The 19,216-nt window shown below is 60.4% G+C and carries 18 protein-coding genes; 14 read left to right on the top strand and 4 right to left on the bottom strand.

From position 1 onward, the window contains the following. The first annotated feature begins 1 nt into the window (after position 1). From rsfS to lipA, 10 genes are all read left to right on the top strand, one after another. Positions 2-343, top strand: coding sequence for a ribosome silencing factor (gene rsfS / locus ACTG2U_RS17820; RefSeq protein WP_005335165.1), 342 nt, complete (start codon positions 2-4; stop codon positions 341-343). Between the two features lie 19 nt (positions 344-362). Continuing rightward, on the top strand, positions 363-830 hold the full coding sequence (gene rlmH / locus ACTG2U_RS17815; RefSeq protein ID WP_005335166.1) for a 23S rRNA (pseudouridine(1915)-N(3))-methyltransferase RlmH: 468 nt from the start codon (positions 363-365) through the stop codon (positions 828-830). A gap of 103 nt (positions 831-933) precedes the next feature. After that, positions 934-2,850 (top strand): penicillin-binding protein 2, encoded by a 1,917-nt coding sequence (gene mrdA / locus ACTG2U_RS17810; RefSeq protein ID WP_129503437.1) that lies wholly within the window; start codon positions 934-936, stop codon positions 2,848-2,850. Beyond that, on the top strand, positions 2,843-3,946 hold the full coding sequence (rodA, locus tag ACTG2U_RS17805; RefSeq protein ID WP_005335170.1) for a rod shape-determining protein RodA: 1,104 nt from the start codon (positions 2,843-2,845) through the stop codon (positions 3,944-3,946). The genes mrdA and rodA overlap by 8 nt, the downstream gene beginning before the upstream one ends. Beyond that, a complete protein-coding gene (gene mltB / locus ACTG2U_RS17800; protein WP_236296957.1) occupies positions 3,946-4,944 on the top strand; it encodes a lytic murein transglycosylase B in 999 nt (332 codons plus the stop codon). The genes rodA and mltB overlap by 1 nt, the downstream gene beginning before the upstream one ends. Next, complete coding sequence (locus ACTG2U_RS17795; protein ID WP_439974867.1) at positions 4,886-5,866, top strand: septal ring lytic transglycosylase RlpA family protein; 981 nt, start codon at positions 4,886-4,888, stop codon at positions 5,864-5,866. The genes mltB and ACTG2U_RS17795 overlap by 59 nt, the downstream gene beginning before the upstream one ends. A gap of 186 nt (positions 5,867-6,052) precedes the next feature. Beyond that, positions 6,053-7,249 carry a D-alanyl-D-alanine carboxypeptidase family protein gene (locus tag ACTG2U_RS17790; RefSeq protein ID WP_005335176.1) on the top strand — a complete coding sequence of 399 codons (1,197 nt, stop codon included), beginning with the start codon at positions 6,053-6,055 and terminating at the stop codon, positions 7,247-7,249. A gap of 292 nt (positions 7,250-7,541) precedes the next feature. Beyond that, positions 7,542-7,805 carry a DUF493 family protein YbeD gene (ybeD, locus tag ACTG2U_RS17785; RefSeq protein WP_005335178.1) on the top strand — a complete coding sequence of 88 codons (264 nt, stop codon included), beginning with the start codon at positions 7,542-7,544 and terminating at the stop codon, positions 7,803-7,805. Between the two features lie 62 nt (positions 7,806-7,867). Further along, a complete protein-coding gene (gene lipB, locus ACTG2U_RS17780) occupies positions 7,868-8,545 on the top strand; it encodes a lipoyl(octanoyl) transferase LipB (protein WP_151286084.1) in 678 nt (225 codons plus the stop codon). Continuing rightward, positions 8,542-9,507, top strand: a complete 966-nt coding sequence (gene lipA, locus ACTG2U_RS17775; RefSeq protein WP_005335190.1) for a lipoyl synthase — start codon at positions 8,542-8,544, stop codon at positions 9,505-9,507. Before lipB ends, lipA begins: the two co-directional genes overlap by 4 nt. A 107-nt stretch (positions 9,508-9,614) precedes the next feature. Here the strand turns inward: lipA and ACTG2U_RS17770 are convergent, their stop codons facing one another. Both ACTG2U_RS17770 and ACTG2U_RS17765 read right to left on the bottom strand, forming a co-directional pair. Beyond that, a complete protein-coding gene (locus tag ACTG2U_RS17770; protein ID WP_236367844.1) occupies positions 9,615-10,175 on the bottom strand; it encodes an NUDIX domain-containing protein in 561 nt (186 codons plus the stop codon). Between the two features lie 7 nt (positions 10,176-10,182). Then, on the bottom strand, positions 10,183-10,983 hold the full coding sequence (locus tag ACTG2U_RS17765) for a DUF2989 domain-containing protein (RefSeq protein WP_163129317.1): 801 nt from the start codon (positions 10,981-10,983) through the stop codon (positions 10,183-10,185). Positions 10,984-11,194: 211 nt separating this feature from the next. On the opposite strand from ACTG2U_RS17765, the gene ACTG2U_RS17760 reads away from it, so the two are divergent. Together ACTG2U_RS17760 and ACTG2U_RS17755 are read left to right on the top strand one after the other, a co-directional pair. Further along, a complete protein-coding gene (locus ACTG2U_RS17760) occupies positions 11,195-12,628 on the top strand; it encodes a glyceraldehyde-3-phosphate dehydrogenase (protein ID WP_021229728.1) in 1,434 nt (477 codons plus the stop codon). A gap of 63 nt (positions 12,629-12,691) precedes the next feature. Next, on the top strand, positions 12,692-12,985 hold the full coding sequence (locus ACTG2U_RS17755) for a YeaC family protein (RefSeq protein WP_011707127.1): 294 nt from the start codon (positions 12,692-12,694) through the stop codon (positions 12,983-12,985). Between the two features lie 135 nt (positions 12,986-13,120). Here ACTG2U_RS17755 and ansA read toward each other — a convergent pair whose 3' ends face one another. After that, positions 13,121-14,128, bottom strand: a complete 1,008-nt coding sequence (gene ansA / locus ACTG2U_RS17750; protein ID WP_005335195.1) for an asparaginase — start codon at positions 14,126-14,128, stop codon at positions 13,121-13,123. A 446-nt stretch (positions 14,129-14,574) separates the two neighbouring features. On the opposite strand from ansA, the gene gltS reads away from it, so the two are divergent. After that, a complete protein-coding gene (gene gltS, locus ACTG2U_RS17745) occupies positions 14,575-15,774 on the top strand; it encodes a sodium/glutamate symporter (RefSeq protein WP_005348115.1) in 1,200 nt (399 codons plus the stop codon). A gap of 215 nt (positions 15,775-15,989) precedes the next feature. On the opposite strand, the gene ACTG2U_RS17740 is transcribed toward gltS, so the two are convergent. Further along, positions 15,990-17,861 (bottom strand): methyl-accepting chemotaxis protein, encoded by a 1,872-nt coding sequence (locus ACTG2U_RS17740; RefSeq protein WP_193860223.1) that lies wholly within the window; start codon positions 17,859-17,861, stop codon positions 15,990-15,992. Positions 17,862-18,117: 256 nt separating this feature from the next. On the opposite strand from ACTG2U_RS17740, the gene prfB reads away from it, so the two are divergent. Then, positions 18,118-19,216, top strand: a protein-coding gene (gene prfB, locus ACTG2U_RS17735) for a peptide chain release factor 2 (RefSeq protein ID WP_100645262.1) whose coding sequence is annotated in 2 segments (ribosomal slippage) — positions 18,118-18,192 and positions 18,194-19,216 — 1,098 coding nt in all. Because the reading frame shifts where the segments join, the coding sequence is not laid out codon by codon here.

The following is a 19,216-nucleotide window of genomic DNA, read 5'->3' as shown; positions in this document are numbered from 1 at the left end:
ATTGCAAGGCCAAGAATTGCATGCCTTTATCATCGACAAGATCGATGACATGAAAGGCCGCGACATTATCACCCTCGATGTACGCGGCAAATCCAGCATTACTGACACCATGATCATCTGTTCCGGCAACTCAAGTCGTCACGTCAGCGCCATTGCCCACCATCTGGCCAGCGAGGCCCGCCACGCGGGTCTGGATCTGCTGAGCGTGGAAGGGCAACTGAGCGGTGAATGGGTGCTGGTAGATATGGGCTCGGTGATCGTGCATGTGATGCAGGATGAACATCGTGACTTCTACCAACTGGAAAAGCTGTGGAGCGGTGCCGCTCAAATGAATACGCAATAAGAGCACAAGTGTAACGACCATGAAGATCCAGTTGATTGCGGTGGGCACCAAGATGCCCGCCTGGGTAGAGCATGGCTTCGAAGAGTATCGTCGCCGCTTCCCCAAAGACATGCCGTTTGAACTCGTCGAGATCGGCGCAGGCAAACGGGGCAAAAATGCCGACATTCCGCGCATCCTGCAGAAGGAAGGGGAAGCCATGCTGGCGGCTGCGGGGCGCTCGCGCATCGTCACCCTCGACATTCCGGGCAAGCCCTGGACCACGGAGCAGCTGGCGACCCAGCTGGAGGCGTGGAAACTCGATGGCCGCGATGTCGCGCTGCTGGTAGGCGGGCCGGAAGGCTTGTCCCCCGAGTGCAAAGCTGCCGCCGAACAGAGCTGGTCACTGTCACCGCTCACCCTGCCCCATCCGCTGGTGCGGGTGCTGGTGGCCGAGAGCCTCTATCGGGCCTGGAGCATCACCACCAATCATCCGTATCATAGAGAGTGAGCCATGCGTCTCTGGAGTCTCACCTCTCATATTCACCCCTATCACAGAGAGTGAACAATGCAGTTCCTGCTCTTATTGCCCCCAAGGGTCTTGAGGTAAAGGCATGCTGAAACAACGCATCGAAATGCGCGATCACAGTGCCGAGGGCAATCTGTTCTTCCGGCGCACCCTGGTAGCCTACATCGGCATCGTCGTGCTGATGCTGGTGCTGCTGGGCAATCTCTATTATCTGCAGGTCGAGTCCTACGACACCTACCAGACTCGCTCCAACTCCAACCGTATCCGCGTGGTACCGGTGGCGCCACCACGGGGCCTCATCTATGACGCCAACGGCGTGCTGCTGGCGGAAAACCGCCCGGTCTACAGTCTGGAAATTGTGCCGGAAGAGACCAAAGATCTCGAAAAAACTGCCGACCAGCTGATCACCCTGCTGGGTCTGCCAGAGGGCACCAAGGAGAAGTTCCTCGCCGAAGTGAAGCGCCAGCGCCGCTTCAAGCCGGTCCCCCTCTACGAGAAACTGACCGAATATCAGGTAGCCCTCTTCTCGGTCAACCAGCACAACTACCCGGGCGCCAGCATCGAGGCCTACCTCAAACGCTACTACCCGTTTGGTGACACCCTCACCCACGCTTTGGGCTATGTGGCCAAGATCAACACCCGTGACGTGGAGCGCCTCGAGAAGGAAGAAAAACTCGCCAACTACGCGGCCACCAAGGATATCGGCAAGCAGGGGGTGGAGAAGTATTACGAGGATGAGCTGCACGGCGTGGCGGGCTATCAGGAGGTCGAGGTGAACAACCGCGGCCGGATTGTCCGCACCCTCAAGTTCCAGCCGCCTATTCCCGGCAAGGATATCTACCTCAATATCGACGTCCGGATGCAGCTCAAGGCACAGCAACTGCTGGCTGGCCAGCGCGGTGCCATCGTGATGATGGATCCGAGAACCGGCGCCATCATCGCCATGGAGTCGAGCCCCAGCTACGACCCCAACCTGTTCGTGACCGGCATCTCCAGCGCCAACTACTCGGCGCTGCTCAACGATCCGGCGCGGCCGCTGGTGAACCGCACCACTCAGGGCATTTATGCCCCCGCCTCCACCGTCAAGCCCATGATGTCGGTAATGGGGCTCAACGAGGGGGCCATTACCCCGGGCTATCGCTATTTCGGCGGCCCGAGCTTCTCTATTCCCGGTACCACCAAGAAGTTTCGCGACTGGCGCCGCTGGGGACACGGCTGGCTCGATGTCTATCGCGCCATCGAGGTCTCGGCAGATACCTACTTCTACGATCTCGCCTATCGTGTCGGCATCGACAAGATCCACAGCTACATGACCAAGTTCGGCTTCGGTCAGTACAGTGGCGTCGACCTCTATGAAGAGACCAAGGGGGTCATGCCGTCCCGTGACTGGAAAATGGCCCGCTGGCGTCAGCCCTGGTATCAGGGGGACACCATCTCCATCGGTATCGGTCAGGGTTACTGGAGCGCCACGCCAATCCAGCTGGCCAAGGCGATTAGCATCCTGACCCAGAATGGCCACGATGTGACCCCGCACCTGCTCAAGAGCACCGCCTCTCAAGCGGGAGTGGTCGATGCTCCGATCAACCCGAACATGGCGCTCAAAACCAAGAGCGACAGCTACTGGCAGGTGGCGCGTGAGGGGATGTGGCGAGTGATCAACGGCCACGAGGGTACCGGCCGTCGCGCTTTTGCCAACACCCCCTATGTGGCGGCAGGCAAGTCCGGCACCGCCCAGGTGGTCAACATGAAAGAGAATCAGGTCTACAACGCCAAAGCCATGAAAGTGGAGCACCGCGACAATGCCCTGTTTGTCGCCTTTGCTCCCTATGAAACCCCCAAGGCAGTCGTGGCTCTGGTTCTGGAGAACGCCGGTGGTGGCAGTACCAATGCGGCACCCGTTGCTCGCCAGATGCTGGATGCCTATCTGCTGCCCCCTGATCCGCAACTGCCACCGGCACCGGAAAAGCCGTCCCAACCGAGTGAGGTCGCCCCCAATGAGTAATTCTGCCCGCCAGCAGAGCATCTGGTACAAGCTGCATATCGACTTGCCGCTGCTGCTCGGTCTGCTGGCCGTGATGACCCTCTCCATGGTGGTGCTCTACTCCGCCTCCGGTCAGGATATGGACTCCATCGTGCGCCAGCTGGTGCGCGGCGGTCTCGCCTTTGCCCTGATGATCGGCCTGGCCCAGCTGCCCCCCTCCCTCTACGCTCGCTGGTCCGTGCCGCTGTTCGCCGTGGTGGTGCTGATGCTGATTGCGGTGGACGTGTTCGGCCACATCGGCAAGGGGGCCCAGCGCTGGCTCGATCTGGGCTTTATGAAGTTCCAGCCCTCCGAGGTGATGAAGCTCTCCATGCCAATCATGGTGGCCGCCTGGCTCAGTCGCCACTCGCTGCCCCCCAAGTTCAGCCATGTGGTGATCGCCCTCATCATGGTGCTGCTGCCCACCCTGCTGATCGCCGCCCAGCCTGACCTTGGCACCTCCATTCTGGTGGCCGCCTCCGGCTTCTTCGTCATCTTCCTGGCGGGGCTCAGCTGGTGGCTGATCGGCTTGGCGGTCCTGCTGATGCTGGCCTTTATGCCGGTGCTCTGGTTCTTCCTGATGCACGACTACCAGCGCCAGCGGGTGCTGATGCTGCTCGACCCGGAGAAAGACCCGCTCGGCCGCGGCTATCACATCATCCAGTCCAAGATTGCCATCGGCTCCGGCGGCGTCTTTGGCAAGGGGTGGCTGCAAGGGACCCAGTCCCAGCTTGAGTTTTTACCAGAACGGCATACCGACTTCATCTTCGCGGTATTTAGCGAGGAGTTCGGTCTGGTGGGGGTTGCCCTGCTGCTGGTGCTCTACCTCTACGTCATCAGCCGCTGCCTGTTTATCTCGATGCAGGCCCAGAACAGCTTCGAGCGACTGCTGGGCGGCGCCATCACCCTCACCTTCTTCGTCTATGTGTTCGTCAACATGGGCATGGTGAGCGGCATCCTGCCGGTGGTGGGGGTACCCCTGCCGCTGGTGAGTTATGGCGGCACCTCCATGGTGACCCTGATGGCCGGCTTTGGCATACTGATGTCCATCCAGACTCATAGAAGACTACTCGCCTGATGAGACGGGTTGGATTGCTGCTCTCGCTCGCCACCACGATGGCGACCGCCGCCGTGGCGCCGGATCGGTTGGCCCTGCTCGCCGACCAGCAGCAGGTGCCACTGGCGGAGCTGCAGGCTGCCGTCGCCCGCGCCCAGTTACGGCAGGAGGTGCTCGACACCATCAGCAAGCCGTGGGAGGCCAAACCCTGGCATCGCTACCGGCCGCTGTTTGTTACCCCGGAGCGCATCCGTGACGGCCAGCAGTTCTGGCAGCAACATGCCGAGACGCTGGCTCGCGCGGAGCAGACCTATCGGGTGCCCGCCTCGCTCATCGTGGCCATCATAGGGGTAGAAACCTTCTACGGTCGCCAGATGGGCCGTCATCCGGTGCTCGATAGCCTCTACACCCTGGGGTTCCACTACCCGGAGCGCAGCGACTTCTTTGCCAAGGAGTTTGCCCAGCTGGTGGTGCTGGCCAAAGAGGAAGGGTGGCAACTCGATGCCCTCAAGGGCTCCTATGCCGGCGCCATGGGGATGGGGCAGTTCATGCCCTCCAGCTACCGCCACTACGCCGTCGATTTTGACGGGGATGGCAAGCGGGATCTGTTTGCCAACCCGGTCGATGCCATCGGCAGCGTGGCCAACTATTTTGCCAGCCACCAGTGGCGCTGGGGCGAATCCGTGGTGGAACCGGCCCAGATCGGGTTGATGGCAGTCGAACCTCTACTCAGGCCTGAGCCCGAGTTAACACAGCAGTGGTCAGAACTGGCGGCGGCAGGGATTGAGCTCGCCACGCCGCTGGCCCCACAGACGCCGGTCAAGTTGCTGGCGTTTGCCCAAGCCGATGGACCGGAATACTGGGTCGCACGGCATAACTTTTATGTGATCACCCGTTACAATCGCAGCCCACTCTATGCGATGGCGGTGTATCAACTTAGCCAAGCCATTCAGGAAGCGTATGCATCTTCGTCACAAACTCCTCCCGCTCAGCCTGAGCTTGTTGCTGGCCGCCTGTAGCAGCCAGCCGGAACAGTCCGCTCCCGTCGAGCCACAAGCACCGGTCAGCAAGCCACCCGTTATCGAGATCCCGCAAGCCACCGGCGCCATTCCGCACCCCGAGCCCCTGAGTGCCAGCGGCAACCGGGACTACTGGATCGGCAAGCAGAAGCACGAGGTGTGGCGCGACATCAAACACTACAGCGAAGAGGGCACCGCCAGCTGGCTGTCGCCGGATCTGGACGGCCAGAAAACCGCCAACGGCGATGTGCTGGACAGCAAGCTGTTCAGCGCCGCCCACCGCAACCTGCCCATCCCGAGCTATGTGCGGGTCACCAATCTGGACAACGGGCTGGAGACCATAGTGCGGGTCAACGACCGCGGCCCGTTCAACAGCCCGCGCCTGATCGACCTCTCCTACGCAGCGGCCAAGCAGCTGGAGATGGTCGATAGCGGTGAGGCCCGAGTACGGCTGGAGCTGATCAGCGACACCCCGGATCAGATGGTGATCATGGAGCCAATGAAGCCCATCGAAATGACTCCGACCACTCCGGCTGCGGCCTCCAGCACGCTGTCGCAAGATGGCTTCCTGGGTGAACCGACTGCGCTGGCGATGACCACTCCCACTGCCGAACCGACTCCCGTCAAGGCGCCCGCGGCCACGCCCGCCAAAGCGGCACCGGTCAAGCCAGCACCAGCCAAGGCTGCAGCGCCCGCCAGCAGTGGGGATGGCAAGATGATCCAGGTACTGGCCAGCGGCTCCCGGGATCGGGCCGAGGCGATGGGCAAGGTGATGACCCAGCGTTACGGCGTGCCTTACCGGATCGATGCTCATGGCGCCATTTTCCGGGTGCTGATTGGCCCGGTCGCCGCCGACCAGCAGGCAAGTGTGCTGGAAAAAGTACGTCAGGGCGGGCTGGAACAGGCCTTTATCGTGCCCTGAGCGCCCCACTTTGCCGCGGATGTGACTAACCGCTTACTCACTGTCATCACGTCGTTTTATGGCGTGATGACAGGGAGTGATGGATAAAAAACCAGTTCTGATCGCCATCTCGGGCTATAACCTGCGGGCGCATCTGGTATAGTTAGGCCCGCATTTTATCCCCATCTGGCTCGCAGGAATTTCAAGATGTCCAAATTTGCCCGTTCAGTTCTTCTGGCCTCACTGATCAGCGTAACCGCCCAGGCCAATACGCCGGTGCCGACACCGACCCCGAATGCCATGCCCATGGTGGTTCCCGCCGCGCCGGAGATCTCCGCCAAGGCCCATATTCTGATCGACTACTACTCCGGTCAGGTGCTGGCCGAGCAGAACGCCGAAGAGCGTCTGCCGCCTGCCAGTCTGACCAAGATGATGACCTCCTACATCATCGGCCAGGAGCTGCTGAAGGGGAACATCAAGCGCACCGACATGGTGACCATCAGCCAGAACGCCTGGTCCAAGAACTACTCCGACTCCTCCAAGATGTTTATCGAGGTGGGCAAGCAGGTCTCCGTCGATGACCTGAACAAGGGCATCATCATCCAGTCCGGCAACGATGCCTGCGTCGCCATGGCCGAGTTCCTGGCGGGCAGCACCGACTCCTTCGCCAGCCTGATGAACAGCTGGGCCGCCAAGCTCGGCATGAACGACAGCCACTTCATGAACCCGCACGGTCTGGATGCGGAAGGTCACTACAGTACCGCTCACGACATGGCCCGTCTGGGTCAGGCGCTGATCCGCGACCTGCCGGAGGAGTACAAGATCTACTCCCAGAAATCCTTCGTCTTCAACGGCATCACCCAGCACAACCGCAACCGCCTGCTGTGGGATCAATCCCTGCAAGTGGATGGCATCAAGACCGGCCACGTCAGTCAGGTCGGCTATAACCTGGTCTCCTCTGCCACCAACAACGAAGGCATGCGCCTGATCGCCGTGGTACTGGGCGCCAGCAGCGAAGCCTCCCGCGCCGCCGAGAGCAAAAAACTGCTCACCTACGGCTTCCGCTTCTTCCAGAGCCTGACCCCGTACAAGGCAGGCACCGAGCTAGTTACCCAGAAGATCTGGATGGGCGACAAACCGGAAGTGAAACTGGGCGTCGACAAAGATGTCTCCGTGCTGGTCACCCGCGGTCAGGGTAACAACCTGAAGGCTGATTTCCAGCTCGACAGCGAGCTGAAAGCGCCGCTGGCCAAGGGGCAGCGCGTCGGTACCGTGTTCCTGAAACAGGGCGACAAAGAGATCAAGCAGGTGCCGCTGGTTGCCCTGGAAGAGGTGCAGGAAGGTGGCTTGATGAGCCGTCTGTGGGACTATCTGGTACTGCTGGTCACCAGCTGGTTCAAGTAATCCAACGCACAATCCTCACCAAACAGCGGCGCCAACAGGCGCCGCTGCTGTCTGTGACCGGCAAAGGCAGTGAATAACCCTGTAAACTGCAGGTTCCGCCTCACCCTGATTTGTGGTAAAAAGCAGCACTTCCATCCTTGTCTGACCGATCCTGGCCTTGATCCCGGTCCGGGCAGCGCCCATATAGTTATGAGCCGTGCCCATATAGACTTGAAATGGCGGCCTCCACGGGCCATCGGCCACTAGCCATCCAAGATGAAGTCATCCCGGTGATGACGCAAAAGGTGAGTAAATGAATACCAAGTTTGATGAACTGCTGGAGTTTCCCTGCAAATTCCCGTTCAAGGTACTCGGCGTTGCCGACCCGGCACTGCCGGAAATGGTGGTTGAAGTGCTGCAGCAGCACGCCCCCGGCACCTACAGCCCGACAGTCCAGCCCAGCTCCAAGGGCAACTACCACTCGGTCCGCGTGACCGTGACTGCCCAGAGCAAGGAGCACATCGAAGCGATGTACCACGCCCTTGGCAAGATCGAGCTGGTGAAATACGTACTGTAATTTCTCTCTCGCCCCGTTCTGCGGGGCGACTGTTTTTGGCCGCAGCACGCCGCGAGGACGCCATGTCATCCCAGATCCCCGCCCAGTCCAGCCTGATTGTCAGGCAGCTGGGTCGCCGCCCCTACCAGCCGGTATGGGACGCCATGAAAGCCTTCACCGACAACCGCACCAGCGACACCCCGGACGAGTTCTGGGTGGTCGAGCACGATCCCGTCTACACCCAGGGCCAGGCCGGCAAGGCCGAACACCTGCTCAATCCGGGCAGTATCCCGGTGGTGCAGAGCGATCGCGGCGGTCAGGTGACCTATCACGGCCCGGGCCAGCTGGTGCTCTACGTACTGGTGGATGTCCGCCGCTGCAAATTCTCGGTTCGCGAGCTGGTGACCGCGCTGGAGACAGCCATCATCAACACCCTCGCCAAAAGCGATATCCAGGCTTATGCCAAGGCCGATGCCCCCGGGGTCTATGTGAAAAATGACCTTGGCATGGAGGCAAAACTGGCCTCGCTGGGTCTGCGCATCCGCAAGGGGTGCTCGTTCCACGGGCTGGCCCTCAACATCAACATGGACATGACCCCCTTCCTGCACATCAATCCGTGCGGCTATGCGGGCATGGCCATGACCCAGACCAGCGCTCTGGGCGGCCCGCAGAGCGTGGCCGAGGCGCAATCCATTCTGGTGGCCGAGCTGGCCCGCCTGATTGGCTATCAAACAATAACAAACACCGAGAGTGAATCATGAGCAAACCCGTTCGTATGGAGCCGGGCGTCAAGCTGCGCGATGGCGACAAGATGGCCCTGATCCCGGTGAAATTCATGCCGGATCCCAACGAAGAACTCCTTCGCAAGCCGGACTGGATGCGGATCAAGCTGCCCCCCTCCAGCCAGAAGATCGAACACATCAAGAGCACCTTGCGCAAAAACAAGCTGCACTCGGTGTGTGAAGAGGCCTCCTGCCCCAACCTGGCGGAGTGCTTCAACCACGGCACCGCCACCTTCATGATCATGGGCGCCATCTGTACCCGCCGTTGCCCCTTCTGCGACGTGGCCCACGGCCGCCCGCTGGCACTCGATCCGGAAGAGCCGAAGAAGCTGGCGCTGACCATCAAGGAGATGAACCTCAAGTATGTGGTGATCACCTCGGTGGACCGCGACGATCTGCGCGACGGCGGTGCCCAGCACTTCGCCGACTGCATCCGCGAGATCCGCGAGCACAGCCCGCAGACCCGCATCGAGATCCTGACTCCGGATTTCCGTGGCCGGATGGAGCAGGCGCTGGAGGTGTTCCGCGAAACCCCGCCGGACGTCTTCAACCACAACCTGGAAACCGCGCCGCGCATGTATCGCGTCGCCCGCCCGGGTGCCGACTACAAGTGGTCGCTGGAGCTGCTGCGCCGCATCAAGGAGATGCACCCCCACGTACCGACCAAATCCGGTCTGATGATGGGCCTTGGCGAGACCAACGAAGAGATCGTCGAGGTGCTCAAGGATCTGCGCGCCCACGGCGTCAACATGCTGACCCTGGGTCAGTATCTGCAGCCGAGCCGCCACCACCTGCCGGTCAAGCGCTACGTGCCGCCAGCAGAGTTTGACGAGCTGAAAGATGTCGCCATGGAGCTGGGCTTTACCCACGCCGCCTGCGGTCCTTTCGTGCGCTCCTCCTACCATGCTGATCTGCAAGCCAAGGGCGAAGAGGTCAAATGATCTCGCACGACAGAGTGGCCAAGTAACCGCCACCCTCGCAATAAAAAAGAGCGCCTATTGGCGCTCTTTTTGTTGGTGTCACTGACCGTTGCGGCTTGATGTACTCATCAGCCGTGGTCGAAGATCCCCTGCTGATGCCAGCGTTGCAGCTGGGCCAGCACCCGGGTCTCTCGCGCCGTCCACTGGGGACAGGGCCCCGCCAGCTGGGTTTTGTTGGTCTGCAGCGCCTCGTCGAGGGCAAACCAGCCGGGCACGAAGCCAAGGCGGATCTCGTAGGGCTGCGGCTGCGGGGCCACCAGCTGATCGCCAATCCGGCACAAGTAGTAGAGCGAGCGGATGCAGTAGGCATCGAACCCCGGCTCGCGGGCGGCGCGATATTCACGGGTCTCGCCAAGCAGGCCCCCCACTTCCCGCAGCTCGGCACCGCACTCCTCCAGCAGCTCGCGAGCGAGCGCCACATGGTGGCTCTCCCCCGCTTCAATGCCGCCCCCGGGGAACATCAGATCGCCATTGACCCGGGAGTGCACCAGCAGCAGCTCGTCACCACGGGGCACCACGGCGCGCACTGTGAGGCGCTCAAGCGTGAGGCCATCGGTACGTACCTCGCCATGAACGAAAGAGAGATCGAACGGATTGGGCCAGCAGCTGGCCGGAGAGAACGTCGTCATCACTGCATCAGGGCCGGTAGTTGCCATGCTTTAGCTGCTCGACAATTTCGGCAGCCCGCACATCGTAACCATCCTGCTCTGTCTTGCTCAGGGTGTGGTAGATGCCAAAACGTTTGGCTGAGACCTCGGGGCTATCCTGAAACGACTCGCTCACCTTGCCCCACAGATAGGCCAGCCCGTACTGTTTCTGGCCCATATAGAGGGTGCTGAGGGAGGTGAACATGCGGCTGTTCACCTTGTCCCCCTCCTGATAGAGGGAGAGACCGTGCTGCAGGGTGGCAATGGCCTTTTCGGGGTCGCTCTTGGCGTAGATACCGCCGAGCGCCAGTTGCAGCTCGGGTTCATCCAGCGCCTTGGTGCCTTCCAGCGCCATAAACTGCTGGCGAGCCAGCTCGTTGGTGTTGTTGGTCCAGTGCCAGAGCAGCAAGTAGGGATCTTGTGAATTGCGGGTCGCCGCATCGAGCTGGGCCAACTGATCCCCGGCCGCCAGCATGCCCTCGACCCGTGGACTCTTCTGCTCGCGGGCATTCTTGTATTCAATGCTGGTGGAGCGCTCGGCACACTTGAGATAGCGCTCAAGGTTGCGCATCAGCTCGTACTTGCGCCGATCCGTCCCCTCCTCCTTGAGATAGAAGCGACTGCGGATCACATCGGTACGCTCGTAGCGGCACCAGCCATCGTCCACCAGATCCTGACAGAGCTCGGCATGGTTGCTGCAGATATTGTGGATCCGGTCGTCATTGCAGCCAGCCACGGCAAGGCCGACTGAAAGCATGATGAAGGTCTGTCGCAGGGGGAAATTGGCCATGGTTCACATCTTGTTGGTAACGCGGGTTGATAACAATTGGCGCCTTTGCGGGCCACCTCCGGCTAGCAAACCGGTTACATATCCATTACAATGCGCGCGCCATATAAGGCCGCGACTGCAGAATAATATAACGAAATATACACCCCTACACTGATCTGCATTCGACGAATTTTCTATTTACACCAACAACGTGAAATAAAGGATCTGGTCAATGACCCACGAGCACTACTTGCAAGCGTGGCAGGAGAGCCAGGAGCTCGCCGAAGCCATGCAGCCCTTGATTGGTCGCCTCTACCGACAACAAGGGGTCGAGATCACCCTCTACGGCCGCCCGCTGCAAAACGCCTCCACCATCGATATCCTCAAGGCCCACCGGGTCGTCCGCCGCCACCAAGGCGCTCCCCTCCCCATCCAGCAAAGCTTCCCCCTGCTTCAGGCCATCGTTGCCCTCAAACCCACCGCCGCCGAGGTTGACCTTGGCAAGCTGGCAGTCGGCTACTGGCAGGATCATCAGGATGAAGCGGGGATCGAGGACTATCTGCAAGCGCGACTGGCACCGGCCCTTGGCCGCAGCCAGATGCCGCAGCCGACCGACGTGGTGCTCTACGGCTTTGGCCGCATCGGCCGCCTGCTGGCCCGTCTGCTGATCGAGCGCACCGGCGCTGCCAATCCGCTGCGTCTGCGCGCCATCGTGGTACGCGGTGGTCGCGACGGGGATCTGGAAAAACGTGCCAGCCTGCTGCGCCGCGACTCGGTGCACGGCCCCTTCAACGGCTCCATCGAGGTGGATGTGGAGCGCAGCGCCATCATCGCCAACGGCACCTTCATTCAGGTGATCTACGCCAATAGCCCGGCCGACATCGACTACACCGCTTACGGTATTCACGATGCGCTGATCGTCGACAACACCGGCGTCTGGCGTGACGAAGCAGGCCTCTCCGAGCACCTGAAAGCGCGCGGTGCTGGCAAGGTGCTGCTGACCGCCCCCGGAAAGGGGGAGATGAAGAACGTGGTGTTCGGGGTCAACCATGAGGTGATAGGCCCGGATGACAGGATCATCTCCGCCGCCTCCTGTACCACCAACGCCATCACCCCGGTGCTCAAGGTAATGCAGGAGCGGTTCGGCATCCGCCACGGCCACGTGGAGACGGTCCACTCCTACACCAACGATCAGAACCTCATCGACAACTATCACAAAGGCGAGCGCCGCGGTCGCAGCGCGGCCCTCAATATGGTGATGACCAGCACCGGCGCCGCCAAGGCGGTGGCCAAGGCGCTGCCGGAACTGAAGGGCAAGCTGACCGGCAACGCCATCCGGGTGCCGACCCCCAACGTCTCGCTGGCGATTATCAATCTGTCGCTGGAGCAGGCCACCGATCGGGAGAGCCTCAACGCCTATCTGCAGCAGATGGCGCTAAGCTCGGCCCTCCATCGCCAGATCGACTTCAGCGCTAGTACCGAGCTGGTCTCCTCCGACATGGTAGGTTCCCGTTATGCGGGCATCGTCGACTCCCAAGCGACCATCGCCGAAGGGGATCATTGTGTGCTCTACGTATGGTATGACAACGAGTTCGGGTACAGTTGTCAGGTAGTGCGGGTGATGGAGCAGATGGCTGGCGTAGTCCGCCAGGATCTACCTGCATAGCCCGCCAGGATCTGCCGGGCTGACCCCGAAGTTTATGGCTCAATAGTTCAAGGAGAAGGCCGGATGTCGTTTCAACAGGGTGAGTTTTTGCAAGCAATCAGGCAGATGCCCGCAGAGGTGTATGAGCGGCTCAAAACCGCAGTCGAGCTGGGCAAGTGGCCTGATGGCAAGCCCCTCACCGACGAGCAGAAGGCCACCTCCTTGCAAGCCGTGATGGCCTGGCAGGCGATGCATCTCGACAATCCCGAACATATGAACATAGGTCGTGACGGCGAAATCGTGATGAAGAGCAAGAGCGAGCTCAAGCGTCAGTATCGCGACGAGGAAGAGATAGTGCGGGTCGACCTCAACCACTGAGTCTTACCCGGCAGGCCGCTCTCGGCGGCCACAACAGAGAGGGGAGCCATGATGGCTCCCCTCATTTTTCCTAACTTATCACCCCTCGTCACCGGTGCAATGCGCTGCGCTTATTGCACCCTACCGCGAGGGTTATCAGGGCGTCAGCTCCCCACGCAGGGACTGCTGCATCAACTCGCGAATGCGGTGGGAGGGCAAGTCCTGGCTCAGCAGGAAGTGCAGCTTGGTGAGCGCCGCTTCGGCGGTCATGTCAAAGCCCGAGATCACCCCGGCCCGCGACAGGGCGTTGCCGGTGGCATAGCCCCCCATGTTGACCTTGCCGTGCAGGCACTGGCTCAGGTTGACGATGATGACGCCGCGGGCCGAAGCCTCGGAGAGCAGCGCCAGCATGGCCGGGTTCTGCGGCGCATTGCCGACCCCGAATGACAGCAGGATCAGCGCCTTCACCGGCTGTTGCAGGATGTTGGCGATCACCTCGCTGGAGATCCCCGGATAGAGGGTCACCACGCCGATGGGCTGGGGGGTGATGTCGTGCAGCACCAGCGGCCGCTCGGAGGGCACACCCAGCTCACCCGCTTCCAGCGAGATGGCAATCCCGGCATTGAGCAGCGGCGGATAGTTGGGGGAGTCGAAAGCGTGGAAGCCGTCGGCGTGCACCTTCTTGCTGCGGTTGCCGCGATAGAGCTGGTTGTTGAAGAACAGCGTCACCTCGTGGATCGGGTAGTTGGCCGCGATGTAGAGGGCGTTGAGCAGATTCTGCTGGCCGTCGGAGCGCAGCTCGGCCAGCGGGATCTGGGAACCGGTGATGATGACCGGCTTGTGCAGATCTTCCAGCATGAAAGAGAGCGCCGAGGCGGTGAACGACATGGTGTCGGTGCCATGCAGGATCACGAAGCCATCGTATTTCTCGTAGTTGTCGCGAATGTCTTCGGCGATGCGCTGCCAATCCGCCGGGGTCATGTCGGAGGAGTCGATGAGGGGCGCATATTCGTGGATATGGTAATCCGGCATCTCGGGGCGGTGGAACTCGGGCATACGCGCCAGACAGTCTTCCATAAAGCCCGCCATCGGCACGTAGCCGTGATCGGAACGCTGCATCCCAATGGTGCCGCCTGTGTAGGCAATGTAGATAGACTTCTTCACACCCTCTCCTCTTGATGAAGTGAACACCGCCGGAATATGAACCATGTCGGGGTGAACCACAATGTCAACGCCCGCCAGCGCCTCTGCGTGCAGCGGAAACCGGCGAATTATAGAGACTGGCGCCCCAAATGACAGCCGTTCCATGCACCCTTTTCGGCTTTTCTGCCCTCTACCTACATAGTGTTAAATGTCACAATAAACCACTAAAACGAGCATTAATACGACAAAGATGGAATTAAACGATGCTTTTTGCTACAATCCGCCGGATTTTACTAAAATCTCATCTGGATGCCTGAGCATTTCAGGCCCGCACAAGCCCCATCTTTCCTGGGGCGGGGAGATGTTTCCCCTTCTTTGCTGGCACATAAGCCACACTGTTTTCATCCCGGCTGAATCTGTAAGTCTTTTGCTATGAAAGACACAGCCAATCAACATGGGAGTACTGAATGTTACAACTTGATTCCTACGCAACGCTGGTCGCTGCCACTCTGGTATTGCTGCTTGGCCGGGTGTTGGTTACCCGAGTCGGGCTGCTGCGTACCTTCAACATCCCCAAACCGGTAGCCGGCGGCCTGGTGGTCGCGCTGGTACTGCTGCTGCTGCGCTCCACCCTGCAGATGGAGCTGCAATTTGATACCAGCCTGCAAACCCCGCTGATGCTGGCCTTCTTCGCCTCAATCGGTCTCTCCGCCGATCTCGCCAGCCTGAAACGCGGCGGCAAGGCGGTGGTTACCTTCCTGATGGTGGTCACCGGCCTGCTGCTGGTGCAAAACAGTCTGGGTGTCGGTCTGGCGACCCTGCTCGGTCTGGATCCCCACATGGGGCTGCTGGCAGGCTCCATCACTCTCTCCGGCGGCCACGGCACCGGGGCGGCCTGGAGCGCAACCTTCTCCGAGAAGTACGGCGTGCAATCCGCCGCTGAGCTCGCCATCGCCTGTGCCACTTTTGGTCTGGTGCTGGGCGGCCTGATCGGTGGCCCAGTCGCCCGCTATCTGGTGAAGAAAGTGCAGGTGCCCGGTGAGGAGCACAATCAGGATGAGGCCCCCCAGGGCTTCGAAATGCCGGATATGGAGCGCCCCCTCACCACTTTCAGCGTTATCGAGACGCTGGCGCTGATCGCCATCAGCCTCAAGGGCGGCGAGCTGCTCTCTGCTTCCCTCAAAGGGGGCGCCTTCGAGCTGCCGATCTTTGTCTGCGTGCTGTTTGTCGGCGTGCTGCTGCGCAACGTCCTGACCCTGCTGAACTGGCATGAGGTGAGCGATCGCGAGGTCTCCCTGCTGGGCAACGTCAGCCTGTCGCTGTTCCTCGCCATGGCACTGATGAGCCTGAAACTGTGGGATCTGGCCAGCCTGGCGCTGCCCATCTTCATTCTGCTGGCCGCCCAGACCGTGGCGATGGCGCTCTACGCCATCTTCGTCACCTTCCGGGTGATGGGTAAAAATTACGATGCGGCCGTACTGGCAGCAGGTCACTGCGGCTTTGGCCTCGGGGCCACCCCGACCGCGATTGCCAACATGCAGGCCATCACCCAGCGCTTCGGTCCCTCCCACCTGGCGTTTCTGGTAGTGCCCATGGTGGGGGCCTTCTTTATCGACATCATCAACGCCATGGTGATCAAGCTGTTTATGGCGATGCCATTCCTGTAATTCCCTTTCCGTCAGACGTATATGATCAGAGCCCACCTTTCGGTGGGCTCTTTGTTTGTTCTCTACTCGCCAGCTGACGCAGGGGCACGTATCCGGCACCAGGATGACCCGCGAGCAACCCGAACTACCCGGAATCCCCCGAACAACAAAAAGCCCCGCACTCGACAGAGGGCGGGGCTTGTTTATCTCAGCCGGAACAGGCCGAGAGTTGCACTTTACAGGATAAAGGTCGACACCTGCTGGTTAAGGTCAGCAGCACGCCCTTTGAGGCTGTGGGCCTGATCCAGATCGCGCATGGCAGATGCGGTGATCTCGTCACTCACATCCTTGATGGCGGTGGTGTTCTGGGTGATCTCGCCGGTCACCTGGGTCTGCTCCTCGGCGGCTGTGGCGATCTGACCCGCCATGTCGGAGATGAGGGAGATGGCGCTGGTGATCTCTTCCAGCGCGCGCACCGCCTGATCGGCATCCTGCACGCTGTTGTCCGCCAGCCCCTGACTGGTCTGCATCAGGCTCACCGCACGGGCAGTGGTCTGTTGCAGGGTCTCGATGGTGGACTGGATCTGCTGGGTGGAGTCCTGAGTACGGCGCGACAGCACCCGCACCTCGTCAGCGACCACCGCAAAACCACGACCCTGCTCACCGGCGCGAGCCGCTTCGATGGCCGCGTTCAACGCCAGCAGGTTGGTCTGCTCGGCAATCCCCTGAATGGTGGAGAGGATGCTGGTGATCGCCTGCGCGTGGCGGCTCAGCTCGCCGATCACCTCGGTCGCCTGCCCCACCTCTTCGGCCAGACCATTGATGGACTGGCGGGTCTTGTTGACCAGCATCTTGCCCTGCTCACTGCTCTGGGCAGATTGCTGGGCAGCGGCGGCGGTGTTCTCGGCGTTGCCAGCGATCTCCATGGTGGCGCTCGCCATCTCGGTGACCGCCGTGGCGACCATGGTCACCTCCTGCTGCTGACGCTGCAACTCGTCCACCGCGGCCTGGTTGGTCACCAGACTGCGCTCGGCATCGGCGTTCAACTCGTTGGCCAGCTGACGGATATTGCCGATCAGCTGATGCTGGCTGCCGACGAAACGGTTGAAGCTGTTGGCCAGTTGACCCACTTCGTCGTTGGCGTCGATCTTGATGCGCTGGGTCAGATCACCGTTACCATCGGCAATGCGGGCCAGCGCCTGGGAGACCTTGGTGAGCGGGCCAAGCAGCATGCTGACCAGCCAGGAGATAGTGAGGATGCTACCCACCAGCACCAGCAGCGCCATCCCCAGCTGGGTCATCAGCAGGGAGGAGAGCGGCGCTTCCAGCGCGGCCTTGTCCAGCACCAGCACCAGCTCCCAATCCGTGTCGGGGATATCGGCCGCCCACAGCAGCTTGTCGCGACCTTCGTTGTCGAAGTAGGCCGGAACCAGATCCTTGCTCGACTTGCTCTGCTCGATCAGCGCGTTGGTCAGATCGTTGTCGATCTCGCTGGCCGGTTTCATCGCCTTGGCAGCATCCTTGTAGGCGATGATGGTGCCATCCTTGTGCATCATGATGGCGAAACCGTCGGCAGGCAGCTGCATCTTGGTCACGTCTTCCACTAGCGAGGCGATAGAGAGGTCACCACCGACTACCCCGCCAGAAACCGGCTGGGCCAGGGTCACCACCATGATGTTGTAAGCCACATCGAGATAGGGTTTGGTGACAATCAGGCCACCTTTGCTCATCGCCTCCTGATACCAGCCACGGGAGCGCGGGTCGTAGCCATCGCGGTTGATGGAGGGATCGGAGTCATTCATCTTGCCGCTGCTCTCACCGAAATAGGTGAGCTGGAAACGGCCGGAAACTTGTGCCTGTTGCAAGGCATTGAGGGGTTCGGCACCGGCCTTGTTGCCGAGCGCCTGGATCACGTCGCGACGGGCGGCGAGCCAGTCGCTGACACGCTCGGCCTGCTGGGTACCCAGCCGTTGCAACTGCTCCTGGCTGCCTTGCAGCAACAGGGACTTCTGGCTGCTATAGCTCTGCCAGGAGAGCAACAAAATCACCAACGAAAGGGCGATCACCACTGACAACAGTATCTTCTGCTTGAGTGACAGGTTTTTCATCATGTGTTCTTCTTATTGAGGTGAGGAGCGGGTTTTTCCCTAAATTGCACAACACTACACGTAGTCATTAGCGACCCGAATGGCCAAAACTGAACCTGAAAATGGGTCTGCGGGCGATATTTTCTACCGAGGTGGAGAAAAGTGCACCAGAAATTGACGGCATGAGCCGCACAAGCCAAGGCAACCCTGTTTATTCCTTCCACAATTGGCTAGAATATCCCGTTTTTAAATCACATCGACCCTGAGAGTTTTCACGATGTTCGAAGTTAATCCCGTATTAAATAAACTTAAGGAGCTGTCTGAGCGGACCGAGCTTCTTAGGGGGTACCTTTGACTATGACGCCAAGAAAGAGCGTCTAGAAGAGGTCAACGCCGAGCTGGAACAGCCGGACGTATGGAATGAGCCCGAGCGCGCACAGGCGCTGGGTAAAGAGCGCGTTGCGCTGGAAAACGTGGTCGGCACCATCGACACCCTGACCCAGGGCGTGGATGACGTCGAGATGCTGGTGAGCCTGGCCGTGGAAGGGGAAGACGAAGAGACCTTCAACGAAGCCATCGCCGAATCCGAACAGCTGGAAGCCAAGCTGGTGGATCTCGAGTTCCGCCGCATGTTCTCCGGTCAGCACGACGGCTCCGACTGCTATATCGATATTCAATCCGGCTCCGGTGGTACCGAAGCACAGGATTGGGCCAACATGGTACTGCGCATGTACCTGCGCTGGGGCGATGCCCACGGCTACAAGCCCGAGCTGATTGAATGCTCCGAAGGCGACGTGGCTGGTATCAAATCCGCCACCATCAAGTTCACCGGCGAATATGCGTTCGGCTGGCTGCGTACCGAAACCGGCGTACACCGTCTGGTTCGCAAGTCCCCGTTCGATTCCGGTGGCCGCCGTCACACCTCCTTCTGTTCTGTGTTCGTCTACCCCGAGATCGACGACGATATCGATATCGAGATCAACCCGGCGGATCTGCGGATCGACGTCTACCGCGCCTCCGGTGCCGGTGGTCAGCACGTTAACCGAACCGAATCCGCGGTGCGTATTACCCACGTTCCGACCGGTGTCGTGGTACAGTGCCAGAACGACCGTTCCCAGCACAAAAACAAAGACCAGTGTATGAAGCAGCTGAAAGCCAAGCTCTACGAGCTGGAAATTCAGAAGCAGAACGCTGAGAAACAAGCCCTGGAAGAGACCAAGTCTGATATCGGTTGGGGCAGCCAGATCCGTTCCTATGTGCTGGATGACTCCCGTATCAAGGATCTGCGCACCGGCGTCGAAACCCGTAATACCCAATCGGTGCTCGACGGTGACTTGGACAAGTTTATCGAAGCCAGCCTGAAATCAGGTCTGTAA

This window comes from Aeromonas sp. 95A (assembly GCF_051919235.1).
GTDB lineage: Bacteria > Pseudomonadota > Gammaproteobacteria > Enterobacterales > Aeromonadaceae > Aeromonas > Aeromonas veronii.
The sequence above is the reverse complement of the archived record's forward strand: the minus strand, read 5'-3'. Positions and strand labels throughout refer to the sequence as shown.

Bases quoted from the DNA above. Each gene is read 5' to 3' on its own strand.
- ACTG2U_RS17790 (WP_005335176.1), top strand. From the start codon at position 6,053: ATGTCCAAATTTGCCCGTTCAGTTCTTCTGGCCTCACTGATCAGCGTA.
- mrdA (WP_129503437.1), top strand. From the start codon at position 934: ATGCTGAAACAACGCATCGAAATGCGCGATCACAGTGCCGAGGGCAAT.
- ACTG2U_RS17795 (WP_439974867.1), top strand. From the start codon at position 4,886: ATGCATCTTCGTCACAAACTCCTCCCGCTCAGCCTGAGCTTGTTGCTG.
- lipA (WP_005335190.1), top strand. From the start codon at position 8,542: ATGAGCAAACCCGTTCGTATGGAGCCGGGCGTCAAGCTGCGCGATGGC.
- rlmH (WP_005335166.1), top strand. From the start codon at position 363: ATGAAGATCCAGTTGATTGCGGTGGGCACCAAGATGCCCGCCTGGGTA.
- gltS (WP_005348115.1), top strand. From the start codon at position 14,575: ATGTTACAACTTGATTCCTACGCAACGCTGGTCGCTGCCACTCTGGTA.
- mltB (WP_236296957.1), top strand. From the start codon at position 3,946: ATGAGACGGGTTGGATTGCTGCTCTCGCTCGCCACCACGATGGCGACC.
- ACTG2U_RS17740 (WP_193860223.1), bottom strand. From the start codon at position 17,861: ATGAAAAACCTGTCACTCAAGCAGAAGATACTGTTGTCAGTGGTGATC.
- ACTG2U_RS17755 (WP_011707127.1), top strand. From the start codon at position 12,692: ATGTCGTTTCAACAGGGTGAGTTTTTGCAAGCAATCAGGCAGATGCCC.
- ybeD (WP_005335178.1), top strand. From the start codon at position 7,542: ATGAATACCAAGTTTGATGAACTGCTGGAGTTTCCCTGCAAATTCCCG.
- ACTG2U_RS17760 (WP_021229728.1), top strand. From the start codon at position 11,195: ATGACCCACGAGCACTACTTGCAAGCGTGGCAGGAGAGCCAGGAGCTC.
- rodA (WP_005335170.1), top strand. From the start codon at position 2,843: ATGAGTAATTCTGCCCGCCAGCAGAGCATCTGGTACAAGCTGCATATC.
- lipB (WP_151286084.1), top strand. From the start codon at position 7,868: ATGTCATCCCAGATCCCCGCCCAGTCCAGCCTGATTGTCAGGCAGCTG.
- ACTG2U_RS17765 (WP_163129317.1), bottom strand. From the start codon at position 10,983: ATGGCCAATTTCCCCCTGCGACAGACCTTCATCATGCTTTCAGTCGGC.
- ACTG2U_RS17770 (WP_236367844.1), bottom strand. From the start codon at position 10,175: ATGACGACGTTCTCTCCGGCCAGCTGCTGGCCCAATCCGTTCGATCTC.